Origin of the sequence: Pseudomonas sp. PWP3-1b2, from assembly GCF_049896045.1 — a bacterium.
GTDB lineage: Bacteria > Pseudomonadota > Gammaproteobacteria > Pseudomonadales > Pseudomonadaceae > Aquipseudomonas > Aquipseudomonas antarctica_B.
On record NZ_JAFCTN010000057.1, the window covers coordinates 1 to 14,996 of the forward strand.

The 14,996-nt window shown below is 59.8% G+C and carries 12 protein-coding genes; 3 read left to right on the forward strand and 9 right to left on the reverse strand.

Features of this window, described 5'->3' with window-relative positions; genetic code table 11:
• The first annotated feature begins 194 nt into the window (after window positions 1-194).
• Window positions 195-1,304 carry an AGE family epimerase/isomerase gene (locus ACP7A2_RS24970; protein WP_426136463.1) on the forward strand — a complete coding sequence of 370 codons (1,110 nt, stop codon included), beginning with the start codon at window positions 195-197 and terminating at the stop codon, window positions 1,302-1,304.
• Window positions 1,305-1,399: 95 nt separating this feature from the next.
• Here the strand turns inward: ACP7A2_RS24970 and ACP7A2_RS24975 are convergent, their stop codons facing one another.
• The 9 genes from ACP7A2_RS24975 to ACP7A2_RS25015 form a co-directional block, all read right to left on the reverse strand.
• The gene (locus ACP7A2_RS24975; protein ID WP_375070901.1) at window positions 1,400-2,305 is read right to left on the reverse strand and encodes a cation diffusion facilitator family transporter; all 906 of its coding nucleotides are present in this window, start codon (window positions 2,303-2,305) and stop codon (window positions 1,400-1,402) included.
• A 188-nt stretch (window positions 2,306-2,493) separates the two neighbouring features.
• Window positions 2,494-3,258, reverse strand: a complete 765-nt coding sequence (locus tag ACP7A2_RS24980; RefSeq protein ID WP_426136464.1) for an SDR family oxidoreductase — start codon at window positions 3,256-3,258, stop codon at window positions 2,494-2,496.
• A gap of 735 nt (window positions 3,259-3,993) precedes the next feature.
• Entirely contained in the window at window positions 3,994-4,710 is a 717-nt protein-coding gene (locus ACP7A2_RS24985) for an ABC transporter ATP-binding protein (RefSeq protein WP_426136465.1), read from the reverse strand.
• The gene (locus tag ACP7A2_RS24990; protein WP_348061216.1) at window positions 4,707-5,582 is read right to left on the reverse strand and encodes an ABC transporter ATP-binding protein; all 876 of its coding nucleotides are present in this window, start codon (window positions 5,580-5,582) and stop codon (window positions 4,707-4,709) included. The genes ACP7A2_RS24985 and ACP7A2_RS24990 overlap by 4 nt, the downstream gene beginning before the upstream one ends.
• A complete protein-coding gene (gene livM / locus ACP7A2_RS24995) occupies window positions 5,579-6,856 on the reverse strand; it encodes a high-affinity branched-chain amino acid ABC transporter permease LivM (RefSeq protein WP_426136466.1) in 1,278 nt (425 codons plus the stop codon). The genes ACP7A2_RS24990 and livM overlap by 4 nt, the downstream gene beginning before the upstream one ends.
• A 2-nt stretch (window positions 6,857-6,858) precedes the next feature.
• Window positions 6,859-7,773, reverse strand: a complete 915-nt coding sequence (locus ACP7A2_RS25000; RefSeq protein WP_048727385.1) for an ABC transporter permease subunit — start codon at window positions 7,771-7,773, stop codon at window positions 6,859-6,861.
• A 246-nt stretch (window positions 7,774-8,019) separates the two neighbouring features.
• Window positions 8,020-9,156 carry a branched-chain amino acid ABC transporter substrate-binding protein gene (locus tag ACP7A2_RS25005; RefSeq protein WP_426136467.1) on the reverse strand — a complete coding sequence of 379 codons (1,137 nt, stop codon included), beginning with the start codon at window positions 9,154-9,156 and terminating at the stop codon, window positions 8,020-8,022.
• A gap of 386 nt (window positions 9,157-9,542) precedes the next feature.
• Window positions 9,543-10,826, reverse strand: a complete 1,284-nt coding sequence (locus ACP7A2_RS25010; RefSeq protein ID WP_426136468.1) for an NAD(P)/FAD-dependent oxidoreductase — start codon at window positions 10,824-10,826, stop codon at window positions 9,543-9,545.
• Between the two features lie 213 nt (window positions 10,827-11,039).
• Complete coding sequence (locus ACP7A2_RS25015; protein WP_426136469.1) at window positions 11,040-12,530, reverse strand: aldehyde dehydrogenase family protein; 1,491 nt, start codon at window positions 12,528-12,530, stop codon at window positions 11,040-11,042.
• 154 nt (window positions 12,531-12,684) lie between these two features.
• On the opposite strand from ACP7A2_RS25015, the gene ACP7A2_RS25020 reads away from it, so the two are divergent.
• Together ACP7A2_RS25020 and pncB are read left to right on the forward strand one after the other, a co-directional pair.
• Entirely contained in the window at window positions 12,685-13,575 is an 891-nt protein-coding gene (locus ACP7A2_RS25020) for a LysR family transcriptional regulator (RefSeq protein WP_426136470.1), read from the forward strand.
• A 206-nt stretch (window positions 13,576-13,781) separates the two neighbouring features.
• The gene (gene pncB, locus ACP7A2_RS25025) at window positions 13,782-14,996 is read left to right on the forward strand and encodes a nicotinate phosphoribosyltransferase (RefSeq protein ID WP_426136471.1); all 1,215 of its coding nucleotides are present in this window, start codon (window positions 13,782-13,784) and stop codon (window positions 14,994-14,996) included.

Below are 14,996 nucleotides of genomic sequence, written 5' to 3' on the forward strand. Positions count from 1 at the left end.
CCTAAGCGAGGTGCCGAGTGGTGGGGCGAAGACCTTTTGGTTACTTTTGGCTGGGCCGGCTTCCGGGCGTTTGCCAAGAAGCGGAACCATACTCCGCCGTGACCACAGCAACGGATATACACACCGACAGACCGCTCCCCCAGACAAGCCTGCTACCATGCCCGCCTACACCCCTGCCGTGACGACGCCAGCCAATGCCCAGCGCTTCCCAACACTCCTTGAACACTGTACTCACCCACTTCCACGACCTGATCGTGCCGCTCTGGCAGAACCCAGGCTGGAACGCTGAACTGGCATTACCCTACGAAGCCCTCGACGCCGATCACCGCCCATTGCCCCCCCAACGCTACCGCGCCATGGCCTGCGCCCGTCAGCTGTACCTGTTCGCCAGCCTGATCGGCCAACCCGGCACACCCTTCGCCGAAGAGCGCGCCGCCGCCCTCTTCCGCTCCCTGCAACGGCATTTCCACGACGCCGAACACGGCGGCTGGTTCTACAGCATCGACCCCGCCGGCAAACCGCTGGACAAGCGCAAAGACCTCTACACCCACGCCTTCATCATCTTCGCCTGCGCCCATTACTGGGCCAAAGTGCGTGAACCGTTGGTGGAATCGGTGCTCAATGCCGCCCTGGACGTGGTCGCCAAACGCTTCGCTACCGGCGACGGCCTGTACGAAGCAGTGGTAGAGCGCAACTGGTCATCGCTCAATTCCGGGCCGCTGCAAAACCCGTTGATGCACCTCGCCGAAGGCTTCCTCGCCACGCTGGCCGTGCGTGAAGACGCCGTCACCCGCGACGCCCTGCTGGACCTGACCACCGCCCTGCAGAAGCGCTTTATCGACCGCCAAACCGGCGTGATGATGGAAAAACCGCTGGGCGCTGTGGATAACTGGTTTGAGCCAGGCCACCAGTTCGAATGGTTCTTTTTGCTGGAATCATCGCAGGTGCTGCGAGGTACGCCATTGCACGCCTCACTGACCCGCGCGTTTGCTTACGCAGAGCTTATGGGTGTGGATAACGAGAGCGGTGCGGTCAGCGGCATGCTTGCCCTCGACGGCAGTGTGCGCGACGGCACGCAGCGGATCTGGGCTCAGGCGGAATACTTGCGGGCACTGACCTTGCGGCCGGGCAGTGAAGCGGTGCTGCAGCGTCAATTGCTGGCGCTGCAGCAGCATTTTTTGCATGACAAAGGATGGCATGAATGCCTGGATGCCAAGTGCACCATAAGCCGACGGGATATGCCGTCGACGACGCCTTATCATTTGGCGACTTGCTATCAGGGTTTGGTCCAGCATCTGGGCTGATTGTGAGGGCCTCATCGCAGGCAAGCCAGCTCCCACAGTTGATCGGGTTAACAGATCAACGGGTGGGTGCTGGCCTCAGCTCGGTCTGACTGACCTCACGCAATCCACTTGCGATCCCCGGTGAAACTGATCGTCAGCCACCGCGCCGCGTCCGCTGTGCCCAGCCCTGTGGATATCTCTTCGCGCAGCCCATCCAGGGTCGCGACGTTATCCACCGGGTAATCCGCCGGCAACACCACGTGAATTTCGATAAACCGCGCCCGGCCGTGCTTTTGCACGTACGACACGTAGTCGTCGAAACCATGCCTGGCCTGCGCCGCGTCCATCACTTCGCGCACCTTGTCGTCCAGATGATCCGGGGCAATCCCCAGCACCTCGCGCAACGCCGGGCGCAGGATTTTGAACGCCGGCGCCAGCATGCTCAGGGCCAGCAGGATCAGGATCAATGGGTCGACATACACCGCCCACTCGCCATAGCCCTGGGACTTGAGCAACAACGCAGCAAGAAAGCTGATCAGCAGGCCCACGGACAACATCGCATCGACCATCCAACTGATGTTGTCGAACTGGATCAATGAAGATTTCAGCGTGCGGTTGCGGTAGCGCACATAGAAGAAGTAGGCGAACTCAACCACGGTAAACACCGCCGCGTAGATGATCACCAGCCCCAATTCAATCTCGCGCCCGCCATTGATGATGCCGAATACGCCGTTGAGAAACGCGTAGATGGCGATCAACAACAGAAAGCTGCCTTCGATCAACAGCACCATGGGTTCCAGATGCCAATAGCCGAACTGAAAACGCTCGTTGCTTTTCTTGGCGATCAGCTTGGCCGTGATCAGCATCAACACCTTGATGGCGGTGGCGATCAGCGAGAAAAAGCCGTCGAACAGAATGGATTGGGCGCCGGATATCACACCCGTGACAATCCCGGCGATCGCCACAGCGAACATCAGGATGGTCGATTGTTTGAGCAGTGACTGCTCACCTCGGTTACTCACATTTCCTCCCGTTAAAACCTTAAATCCGCACAGTGCGGAGGGGCTTTCAGGAGTGGAGTGTACCTTATGTCGTGTTTTGGCTGATTTGACGCCTTCGCGAGCAAGCCCGCTCCCACATGTTGACCGTGTAAAACCGATCAAATGTGGGAGCTGGCTTGCCTGCGATGGCAGCGGCACGGTTTAAAGCCTTACTTGGCCCCACGCTCAATCGCAAACCCGGCCCAGGTCTGGCTCACCGGCATCAACTCCAACCGGTTGATGTTCACGTGCGCCGGCGTGTTCAGCACCCAGAAAATCGTGTCGGCAATATCCTGCGGCTGGATTGGCTCGGCCCCCGCGTAAGTCGCGTCATACCGCGCCTGATCACCGCCGAAACGCACCAGCGAGAACTCGCTCTCACACAGGCCTGGCTCGATGTTGGTCACGCGTACGCCAGTGCCCTGCAGGTCGCAACGCAGGTTCAGCGAGAACTGCTTCACGAACGCCTTGGAGCCGCCGTACACGTGGCTGCCTGGATACGGGTAGCTGCCGGCGATGGAACCCAGGTTGATGATGCCGGCGCCACGGCCATGGGCGATCAAGCGCGGCAACAGCAGGCTGGTGGTGGTCAGCAGGCCTTTGATGTTGGTGTCGACCATGGTTTCCCAATCGTCGAGGCTGCACTTGGGCGCAGGGTCGGTGCCCACCGCCAGGCCGGCGTTGTTGATCAGCCCGCGCAGTTTGGCGAACGACGGCGGCAGGTTGGCAATCGCCTCTTCCATGCCCTTGCGGTCACGCACGTCCACGACCAGGCCATGCACTTCGGTCTGTTTGGAAAGCTCTTCGACCAAGGCATTCAAGCGGTCGTCGCGACGGCCAGTGAGCACCAGTTTCCAGCCGGCGTCGGCAAAACGACGGGCGCAGGCTTCGCCAAACCCTGAGGTTGCGCCAGTAATAAACAACGTGTCGGACATGGTGTTCTCCTTGCGGGCATCGGGAAAAAATCAGCCAGCAGAATGCCCTTACGCCGCGATTGCGGCAACCACCGAGCACGAGACTTCATCCACACGTGGTTACTATTTAATCAATTAGCGCAAAGCCTTATAGAACGCGGCTTGCAGCCATATACGCGCAGCTTATCCACAACTGCGCCCACAGTCTTTGGGGGCAAGTGCAAAACGCCTCAGGCCGCTGTGTACAAGGCCTGCGGGCGGTTTTAGAAAGTTTTTTGCTTGACCTGGGACACTCCCTATGTAGGCGATTGTAAATAGGAGAAATTGGAACGATGGCTCCAGGCCAGTCATTCCGGCCTCTGCGGCCGTCTTTCCAGAGTTTAGTCACAGACTTATCCACAGGCTGAAGGGGCATATTTTTGTCATACACCTGTGTCTTTAAACAGGTTGACAAAACCCTCGGCTGGTCGCGAAAAAACCGCTGATCAAAAAACAACCGTCGCGCTGCAAGCCACGCCGTTAGGGGCTTTCAGGCAGCTACTCCCACGTTACCCACAGCCGGTTCCACAGCAGATGGGGACAAGTCAAAACCGTGACAAAACAGGGATTTGCGGCGGCTATATGTCGCGCTTTGAGAGGAGGCCAAATTTGTTTTCCACAATTTGGAATTGGCCTTAAGAACACCGCAAAACAAATGTGGGAGCTGGCTCCCACAAAGAGCCAGCTCCCACAATAGGTCCTGCGTCGCTGTTTAGATCAGTGACCGCCGAGGTAGGCGTTGCGCACTTCCTCATTCACCAGCAATTCCTTGCCGGTGCCCGTCAGGCGGATTTCGCCGTTGACCATCACATAGGCCCTGTCAGACAAGCGCAGCGCGTGGTTGGCGTTCTGCTCCACCAGAAAGATGGTCATGCCGGTGGCCGCCAGTTCACGCAGGGTGGAGAAGATCTGTTTCACCACAATCGGCGCCAGGCCCAGGCTCGGTTCGTCCAGCAGCAACAGCTTGGGCCGGCTCATCAACGCGCGGGCGATGGCGAGCATTTGCTGCTCGCCACCCGACATGGTCATGGCGCGCTGGGTACGCCGCTCCTTGAGCCGCGGGAACAGCTCGAACATGCGCTGCATGTCTTCCTGGGCGTACTTGTCGCCAATCGGGATGGTGCCCATCAGCAGGTTTTCCTCGACGGTCATGTCGGGGAACACCCGCCGCCCTTCCGGCGACTGCGCAATGCCGTTGGAGGCGATGTAGTGGGACGACTTGTGGGTGATGTCGACGCCGTTGTAGAGAATCTGCCCCGACTCGGCCCGTGGCTGGCCGAAAATCGACATCAGCAACGTGGATTTACCCGCGCCGTTGGAGCCGATCAGGCTGACGGTTTCGCCTTCGTTGATGTGCAGCGAGACTTTTTTCAGGGCCTGGATCGGGCCGTAAAACACGTCCAGGTCCTTCATTTCGAGGATAGGCCCGCTCATACCAGTTCCTCTTCGTCAGCGCCCAGGTAGGCGGCAATCACTTTCGGGTCGTTGCGGATCGCTTCCGGGCCGCCCTCGGCGATCACGTTGCCGTGGTCGAGCACCACGATGTGGTCGGAAATACTCATCACCATGCCCATGTCGTGTTCGATCAGCACCACCGTAAGGTCGTGCTCGTCGCGCAACAGGCGAATCATCGCGCTGAGGGCTTCGGTTTCCTGAGGGTTGAGGCCCGCGGCCGGTTCGTCCAGGCAGATAATCTGCGGCCGGGTGCACATCGCGCGGGCAATTTCCAGGCGGCGCTGTTGGCCGTAGGACAGCTCACCGGCGAGGCGGTTGGCGCAGTCCACAAGGTCCACCACTTCCAGCCAGTAGAACGCGTGGTCGAGGGCGTCGCTTTCGGCCTTGCGGTAGCCCTTGGTGTTGAGGATGCCCGCGAGCATGTTGCGGTTGACCCACATGTGCTGGGCCACCAGCAGGTTTTCCAGCACCGACATTTCCTTGAACAGGCGAATGTTCTGGAAGGTCCGCGCCAAACCCGCACGGTTGACCAAGTGGGTACCGCCGAACATTTTGTAGTACACACGGCTGAAGAAGCTTTTCGGCGAGATAAAGTCGGCGCCCTTGAAGCGTTCGCCGAGCAACTGGATGACGTTCGTCTGCTTGCCGCGAATGTTCAGTTGGATCTTGCCGCCGCTGGCTTTGTAGAAACCCGTGAGGCAGTTGAACACGGTGGTTTTACCGGCGCCGTTAGGGCCGATCAGGGCGAAGATCGAGTTGCGTTCGACCTTGAGGCTCACATCGCTCAAGGCCTTGATGCCACCGAAGTGCATCATCAAATGTTCAACGCTGAGGACGACTTCCTTGCTCATGGCGCTACCCCCTTACGTGGCGTCACACCGGTTCGGCTGATCCGGATCAGGCCGCGCGGTCGCCAGATCATCATCACCACCATCAACACGCCAAACAGCAGCACGCGGTACTCGGAAAACTCGCGCAGCAACTCGGGCGCGACGGTCAATACGAATGCGGCAATCACGACACCCACGGTCGAGCCCATACCGCCCAACACCACGATGGCCAGGATCAGCGCCGACTCGAAGAAGGTAAACGACGACGGGTTGACGAAGCCTTGGTAGCTGGCGAAGAACACCCCGGCCAGACCGGCGGTGGATGCACCAATGGTGAACGCCGAGAGCTTGACCAGCACGTGGTTCAGGCCCATGGAGCGGCAGGCAATTTCATCTTCGCGCAAGGCTTCCCACGCGCGGCCGACTGGCATGCGGGTCAGGCGGTGCTTGATGTACAGCACGGCCAACACCACCAGGAACAGCACGATGTAGATGAAGATGAATTTGATGTTGGGGTTGTAATCGAGGCCGAAGAATTCGTGGAACGGAATCCCGCCGTCCTTTGCCCTGCGCCCGAACTCCAGGCCGAGGAAGGTCGGCGATGGCACCGGCATGCCGTTCGGGCCGCCGGTAAACGACAGCCAGTTGTTGAGCACCAGGCGGATGATTTCACCAAAGCCCAGGGTCACGATGGCCAGGTAGTCACCGTGCATTCGCAGCACGGGGAACCCGAGTATGCACCCCGCTAGCGCCGCCGCGATGGCCGCCAGTGGCAGCACACTCCAAAACCCAAGGCCCAGGTATTGATAACCCAATGCCAGGCCATAGGCGCCGATGGCGTAGAACGCCACGTAACCCAGGTCGAGCAAGCCGGCCAAGCCCACCACAATGTTCAGGCCAAGGCCGAGCAACACGTAGATCAGCCCGAGAATGACCACAGTCAGCAGGTATTTGTTGGCAAAGATCGGGAACACGATGGCAATCACGATCAGCGCGGGGATGATCCAGCGCAGGCGCGATTTGTAGTCCGGCGCCAGCACGTGCACGCCGGAGCCACTGCTTTCGAAGCCCTGCAGGACCTTCAAGCCCTTGGGGGTTTGCAGGAACAGGCTCAGGGCGAAGCGACCGACCATCACGATGGCGACCAGCAGCCCGACACGCGCAGGTTCCAGGTTAAAGCTGTAGCCGTCGAGGACCACGCCGACGATCGGACCGAACACGATCAGGGAAATCAGCCCGGCGAGGACCGTATCGACCAGACTTTTCTTGATATCGATGGGTTTGGCAGCAGACATGTTTACACCTTAGCCACGAGTGGGCGACCCAGCAGGCCCTGGGGACGGAAAATCAGAATCACCACCAGCAGGGAGAAACTGAACACGTCTTTGTAGTCCGAGTTGATCAACCCGGAGAACAGCGACTCGGAGATACCCAGGATGATCCCGCCAAGCATCGCCCCAGGCAGGGAGCCGATGCCGCCGAGTACCGCTGCGGTAAACGCCTTGATGCCGATAATGAAGCCGGCATAGAAGTCGAAGGTGCCGTAGTTGAGCGTGATCAACACACCCGCCAGGGCAGCCATGGCGGCACCGATGACAAACACGTAGGAGATCACGCGGTCGGTGTTGATGCCGAGGATGGAGGCCATCTTGCGGTCTTGCTGCGTCGCCCGGCACATGCGGCCGAGCTTGGTGTATTTGATGATGTAGGTCAGCAAGGCCATGCCCGCAAAGGCGGCGACCAGAATGAAGACCTTGGTGTACGTCAACTGAACAAAGCCAGTGCCGATGTCGACACGCCAGGCCCCGGCCAGCAGCGTGGGAATACCTTGTTGCTTGGCGCCCTGTGCGATCTGGGCGTAGTTCTGCAGGATCAATGAAATACCGATGGCGCTGATCAGCGGAGCCAGTCGGGTGGAGTTGCGCAGGGGTTTGTAAGCGACACGCTCAATGACCCAGCCGTAAACGCCAGTGACGACCACGGTGAAGACCAGAGTGCCGAGAATGAGCAGTGGGAAGGATTCGATGCCGAAGTAAGCCAGCAGTGCCAGACTGATCGCCGCGAGGTAAGCGGAAATCATATAAACCTCGCCGTGGGCGAAGTTGATCATGCCAATGATGCCATAGACCATTGTGTAGCCGATGGCGATCAGGCCATAGACCGACCCAAGGGTCAGACCGTTGACCAGTTGCTGCAGGAAAATACCATCCATAACGCAATCTCACGCGGTGAGCACCTGCACACCGACAGGTGTGCGGCGCTTCTGGAGGAAAAGACAGATCTGTTGCCGGACACAATAGAGCGCATAACTGCGTACCACTGAAGGAGCAGGGCTTGGGTGGGAGCTGGCTTGCCTGCGATGCAGACACCTCGGTATTTCAGCCATATCGAGGTGATGCCATCGCAGGCAAGCCAGCTCCCACACATGCCAGTTCCTACAGAGGATCAGGCGCTCTGCTTACTTCTGCTTTTCCAACTGGTGGTATTTGCCGTCTTTGTCCCACTGGTAAACCACGTAGTCGGACACTTTCAGGTCGCCCTTGCCATCCCAGGTTTTTTCGCCCATGACGGTTTTCACCGGGTGAGCTTTCAGCCACTTGGCAGCGTCTTCGCCTTTGTCGGACTTGGCACCGTTGAAACCAGCAGCCAGGGCCTGGATCGAGGCGTAGGCGTACAGGGTGTAGCCTTCTGGCTCGTAGCCGGCTTTGCGGAACTCTTCCACAACGGCCTTGCTGTCTGGCAGCAGGCGCGGGTCGGCACCGAAGGTCATGTACACGCCATCCACGTACTGTTTACCACCGGCGGTGGTCACCAGTTCGTCGGTCACAACACCGTCATCGGACATGAACTTGACGTCTTTCAAACCAGCTTCACGAAGCTGGCGAACCAGTGGGCCGGCTTCCGGGTGCAGGCCGCCGAAGTACACGACGTCAGCACCGGTGGAGCGGATTTTGGTAACCAGGGCGCTGAAGTCTTTCTCGCCACGGGTGAGGCCTTCTTCCAGCACTGGCTTGACGCCACGCTTGGTCAACTGGGCAGCGGTGGCATCGGCCAGGCCTTTGCCGTAGGTGTCTTTGTCGTTGATGACCGCGACTTTCTTGCCCTTGAGCACGTCGACGATGTAGTCGCCGGCGACGATACCTTGCTGGTCGTCACGCCCGCACATACGGAACACGGCGGTCAAGCCACGTTCGGTCACCTGTGGGTTGGTAGAACCCGGGGTGATCATGATGATGCCCGCGTCGGCATACACCTCGGAAGCCGGGATGGTGTTCGAGGAGCAAAAGTGCCCGACCACGCCGATCACTTTGTCCTGATCGACCAGGCGGTTAGCCACAGCCACGGCCTGCTTGGGTTCACAGGCGTCGTCGCCGGCAACCAGTTTGATCTGCTCGCCGTTGATGCCGCCGGCCTTGTTGATCACATCGGCTGCCGCTTGGGCACCCTTCATGTACTGCTCACCGAACGAGGCGTTGGCACCGGTCATCGGACCTGCTACGCCAATCTTCACATCAGCTTGGACAAACGCAGAAACACCCAGCGCCGCTGCAACGGCGAGGGCCAGAAAACCTTTCTTGTAAAACGTCTGGGACATGAGTGGTGCTCCGAGTTTTTTGTTTATTGGCACTACGAATTCACTGCGACCTTCAGTTGAAACTTTCAAGGGAAAGCCCAGAGCAAGGCGCGTGCCATTACTTTTTTATTAACAGAAAAGACACCGTGTCATTGTTATTACAGGCGTTTCGGCTCCTCGCGCCAGCACGTGCAACCGCATGGCGCATGGAGGTGCAACCAATGGACGCAAAAAGTACAACCCTGGCAGGTCGTACCAACACTCAAGCGAATAAACGACAGTTCCTGCACCTGTAACAATGTGCGTAACGGAACTGCACATTTACAGTGCGCGATTGCTACGACTTGCACCAATACAGATGAGTAGCCTGCTAAGAAAATGCAGGGTTCTGAACGGTATTTCGTTGATCAGATCACGATCCTCAGGCATTGCCCGGCGTGATACAGCGAGAATCCAGCCTCGTATAAGCAACTGCGCAGGCCCACCCCGGCCAACGGCTGCATCGGCGCAAACGGAATCGGCAGCGCCTGGGGATTCTGGTGACATAAATAGTCGGCAAATGCCTTGCCGACCACGCTGCCGGTGGTCACGCCGCGCCCGTTATAGCCCGTTACTGCCACGAGACCCGGCGCCGGTTCGAACAGGCGCATCAGATGGTCGGGGGTGAAGGCGATGCAGCCGGTCCAGGTAAATTCCCACTGCACCGATTTGAGGTACGGGAAGTAATGCTGCTGCACCCGATCGGCCCACGCCTTCAAGAACCATGCAGGTTTCTGATTGCCGTTGCCCAGGCTGCCGAGCAACAGACGGCCATCGGCGTCGCGGCGGATGCTGCTCAACACCTGGCGTGTATCCCACGACCCTTGCCCGCCCGGCAGGATGTGTTCGGCCGCCGGGTCTGTCAGCGGGGCCGACGCGACTTGGTAGTAATAGCCGGGGAAGAAGTTGCGACGCAGCTCGGTCCATTCGCCTTCGGTGTAGGCGTTGGAGGCGATCACCACCTGTGCCGCCTGCACTGAACCCTGGGCAGTCTGCACCGACCAGCTTGAGCCCTGGCGCTCAAGTTGAGTGACCGGGGAATGGTCGAACAGTTGCCCGCCGAGCCCGACCGCCGCATGCGCCAAACCACTGGTGTAGGCCATCGGGTTCAGCGTGCCGGCGCGCCTGTCAAGCAAGGCGGCGGCGATCTTTTTGGTGCCCGTGGCGTGCTCACAGGCCTGGCCGGTGAGCAACTCGACCGGCGCGCCACGGCGCTTCCATTGTTCTTCTCGGCTGCGCAAATCCGCCTCGCCACGGGCGTTGTGCGCCATGTGCAAGGTGCCTTCGCGGCGTAATTGGCAATCGATGGTGTATTTGTCGATCAGGCTGAACACCAGGGACGGTGCCGCGCCCAACATGCGGTTGAGCTGGCTGCCCACCGCTTCGCCGAAACCGGCTTCAATCTCATCCGGCGGGATCCACAGGCCGGCGTTGACCAGCCCGACGTTACGCCCCGAACCGCCGTGGCCGGTGCGATGAGCCTCCAGCACGGCGACGCTTTTGCCTTGTTCCAGCAGGTGAATGGCAGCCGACAAACCGGTGATCCCGGCGCCGATCACGCACACATCCACCTTGACCGCGCCCTTGAGCGCGGCCCGATCCGGCCGGCCAGGGGTGAGGTGTTCCCACAAACATGCTTCGCGTAATGCCATTGCCAGACTCCGAATGAAACCTAACAAACCACTATTATTTTTCTTTGCGAACCCAATCAACTGTGGGAGCTGGCTTGCCTGCGATAGCGGTGTATCAGTCACCACCGCTATCGCAGGTGGGGTGGGTGGGTGGCCGGCTTTTGGTTTTTACCCGACACCCCGCATAGGGCCGCAACGCCAGCTCCCACATTAACCTCACTTCGACGTGAGGGATCAGTCGAAGGTAATGCCCTGTGCCAGAGGAAGCTCCAGCGAGTAGTTCACGGTATTGGTCTGGCGACGCATGTACCCGCGCCACGCGTCCGAACCCGACTCACGCCCGCCGCCGGTCTCTTTCTCACCGCCAAACGCGCCGCCGATTTCTGCGCCGCTCGGGCCGATGTTGACGTTGGCGATGCCGCAGTCACTGCCCACCGCCGACATGAACTGCTCGGCTTCGCGCACATCGGTGGTGAAGATGCACGACGACAGGCCCTGAGGCACGGCGTTGTTCAGGCGCAGGGCTTCGGTGAAGTCCTTATAGCCGATCACGTACAGAATCGGTGCAAAGGTTTCGGTGCAGACCACGTCGCTTTGCTCAGGCATTTCCACAATGGCCGGTGCCACGTAGTAGGCGTTCGGGAACTTGTCTTCCAGTTGGCGCTTGCCACCGAACACCTTGCCGCCTTCGCTCAAGGCTTGCTCCAGGGCGTCCTGCATGTTCTCGAAGCCGTGCTTGTCGATCAGCGGGCCGATCAGGTTGCCTTCCAGTGGGTGGCCGATGCGTACTTTGGAGTACGCAGCCTTGAGGCGGGTGACGATTTCTTCCTTGACCGACTCGTGGGCGATCAACCGACGCAGGCTGGTGCACCGCTGGCCAGCGGTGCCGACGGCGCTGAACAGAATGGCGCGTACGGCCATGTCCAGGTCGGCGCTTGGGCCGAGGATCATCGCGTTATTGCCGCCCAGTTCGAGGATGCTGCGGGCAAAACGTGCGGCGACTTTCGGCGCCACTTCGCGGCCCATGCGGGTGCTGCCGGTGGCGCTGATCAGGGCCACGCGCGGGTCGTCCACCAGTGCGGCGCCAGCATCGCGGCCACCGATGACCACCTGGCTGAGGTACTCGGGGGCGTCGGAGAATTTAGTCAGCACGCGTTCGAACAGCGCCTGGCAAGCCAGGGCGGTGAGCGGGGTTTTTTCCGACGGTTTCCAGATCACCGCGTTGCCACACACCAGCGCCAGGGTGGTGTTCCACGCCCATACGGCCACCGGAAAGTTGAAGGCGCTGATCACGCCGACCACGCCCAGCGGGTGCCAGGTTTCACGCATGTGGTGGCCCGGACGCTCGGAGGCGATGGTCAAACCGTACAGCTGGCGCGACAGGCCGACGGCGAAGTCGCAGATGTCGATCATCTCCTGCACTTCACCCAAGCCTTCCTGAGTGATCTTGCCGGCTTCCCACGACACCAACTCGCCCAGGTCGGCCTTGTATTCGCGCAACACGTCACCGAACTGCCGCACCAGCTCACCACGACGCGGCGCCGGCACTTTGCGCCAGGCCTCGAATGCATGCTCGGCGCGACTGACCTGCTGCTCCACCTCGGCGGCACCTTCCCAATGCACGCTGCCGATAAGGCTGCCGTCAATCGGCGAATGCACGGGTTGTTTACCCGCCTGGTACAGCGCCGGGTTTACCCCGAGACGATCAAGCAATGCGGCAACCATGGGTCACTCCTTCAATCTACAAACAGAAAATTGCGCCGCCGCTGAGCACGGCGATCCAGACCTTATTTGTAGCTGGCCGAAGACTTGCCAACAAACGACGATTAGGCGAGATATCATTCCGTTTATTCATGCAAAGAATAAAAAGAGGCGTGCCGTGCTGAACAGAAGACATTTGCCCTCGATCACCGCCCTGCAGTGTTTCGAAGCGGCCACCCGCCATTTGAGCTTCACCCGCGCCGCCGAGGAGCTGAACCTCACGCAAAGCGCGGTGAGCAAGCAGGTGGCGCAGCTGGAAGAACTGCTGCAACACCTGCTGTTTCGCCGAGTACGCCGACGCTTGCAGATGACCCCGGCGGGCGACTTGTACCTGGTGGAAGTACGAAAAATTCTCACGCAAGTGGAGATGTCCACCCACTACCTGCGCTCCTACGGCGGCGAGACCGAAGTGCTGCGCGTGTCCACGCCCTACACCTTCGGCGCGCGCTGGCTGGTGCCGCGCCTCAAGGGCTGGCGGCTGCGTCACCCGCACATCCACCTGGACCTGTGCAACGAACAGGAACCGGACGAGTTGCTGCAGGGCAAGGCTGACATGGCGTTCTATTTCGGCCAGGGTTCACGGCCCGGCACTGAAAGCTTGAAGCTGTTCAGTGAAGAGCTGGTACCGGTTTGCTCCCCGGACAGCCTGCCCGCGCAGCCCTTTACCGACCCGACGCAACTGAGCAGCCTGGTACTGCTGCAAAACGCCTCGCGGCCCCAGGGCTGGCATGACTGGTTTGCCAGCCAGGGTTACCAGACCGAACACAGCTACCACGGGCCGCGTTTTGACACCTTTTATATGTGCATTCGCGCGGCGCAGGTGGGCTGTGGTGTAGCGTTGCTGCCACGGTTTTTGGTGGAAGAGGAACTGGCGGAGGGCAAGTTGGTGATTCCCTGGCCCCATGCAATGCCGAGCGAGGATGCCTATTACCTGGCGTATCCGGAGCATTCGGCGGAAGTGCCCAAGGTCAGGGAGTTTGTAAAGTGGATGATGGAGCAAGTGCTTTAGCGCCTGGAAGATAGCCATCGCAGGCAAGCCAGCTCCCACATTTGGAGTGCATTTCAAGTGTGGGAGCTGGCTTGCCTGCGATGGGGCCAGTAGCCATTCCAAAAAAATCGCTGGCAAACCAACCCACGTCTATGCGCCACTAGCCCCCTTCCTTAATTGTGCGTAAAGGCCGGCGCCCATTGCCGACCTGTCTGGAGATTCCCGTTATGAGCGAGAGCGTGTTTGCCGATCGCATCGTGCAGAACCTGCTCGACACCGACTTCTACAAGCTGACCATGATGCAGGCGGTGCTGCACAACTACCCGAACGTGGAAGTTGAATGGGAGTTTCGTTGCCGTAACAGTGAAGACCTGCGCCCGTACCTGGCGGAGATCCGCTACCAGATCGAGCGCCTCGCCGAGCTGAGCCTGAGCCCTGACCAACTGGGTTTCCTGGAACGCATCAGCTTTATGAAGCCGGATTTTTTGCGCTTCCTGGGGCTGTTTCGCTTCAACCTGCGGTATGTGCAAACCGGCATCGAGAACGGCGAGTTGTTTATTCGCCTGCGCGGGCCGTGGCTGCATGTGATCCTGTTTGAAGTGCCGATGCTGGCCATCGTCAGCGAAGTGCGTAACCGCTACCGCTACCAGACGGTGATCCTCGAACAGGCCCGCGAGCAGCTGTACCGCAAGTTCGACTGGCTGAAGGCAAACGCCAGCGTCGAAGAGCTATCCGAATTGCAGGTGGCGGATTTCGGCACGCGCCGGCGCTTCTCATACCGTGTGCAGGAAGAAGTGGTCAGCGTGCTCAAGCACGATTTCCCCGGGCGCTTTGTCGGCACCAGCAACGTGCACCTGGCCCGCGAATTCGGCATGAAGCCGCTCGGCACCATGGCCCACGAATGGATCATGGCGCATCAGCAACTCGGCCCGCGCCTGATCGACAGCCAGATCGCCGCGCTCGATTGCTGGGTGCGCGAATACCGTGGCCTGCTGGGCATTGCCCTGACCGACTGCATCACCACTGACGCGTTCCTCGGCGACTTCGACTTGTACTTCGCCAAGCTGTTCGACGGCCTGCGCCACGACTCCGGCGACCCGATTCAGTGGGCGGAAAAAGCCATCGCTCACTACCATAAGCTCGGCATCGAACCGATGAGCAAGACCCTGGTGTTCTCCGACAGCCTGACGTTGCCCAAGGCGCTGGAGATTTTCCGTGCGCTGCGCGGTCGCATTAATGTGAGCTTCGGCATCGGTACCAACCTCACCTGTGACATTCCAGGTGTGGAACCGATGAGCATCGTGCTTAAAATGACCGCGTGCAATGGCCAGCCCGTTGCCAAAATTTCGGATGAAGCGGGCAAAACCCACTGCACCGACCCGAATTTCGTCGCCTATTTGCGTCACGTTTTCAAAGTACCTGCCCTTTCCAGCAAGGAGTGA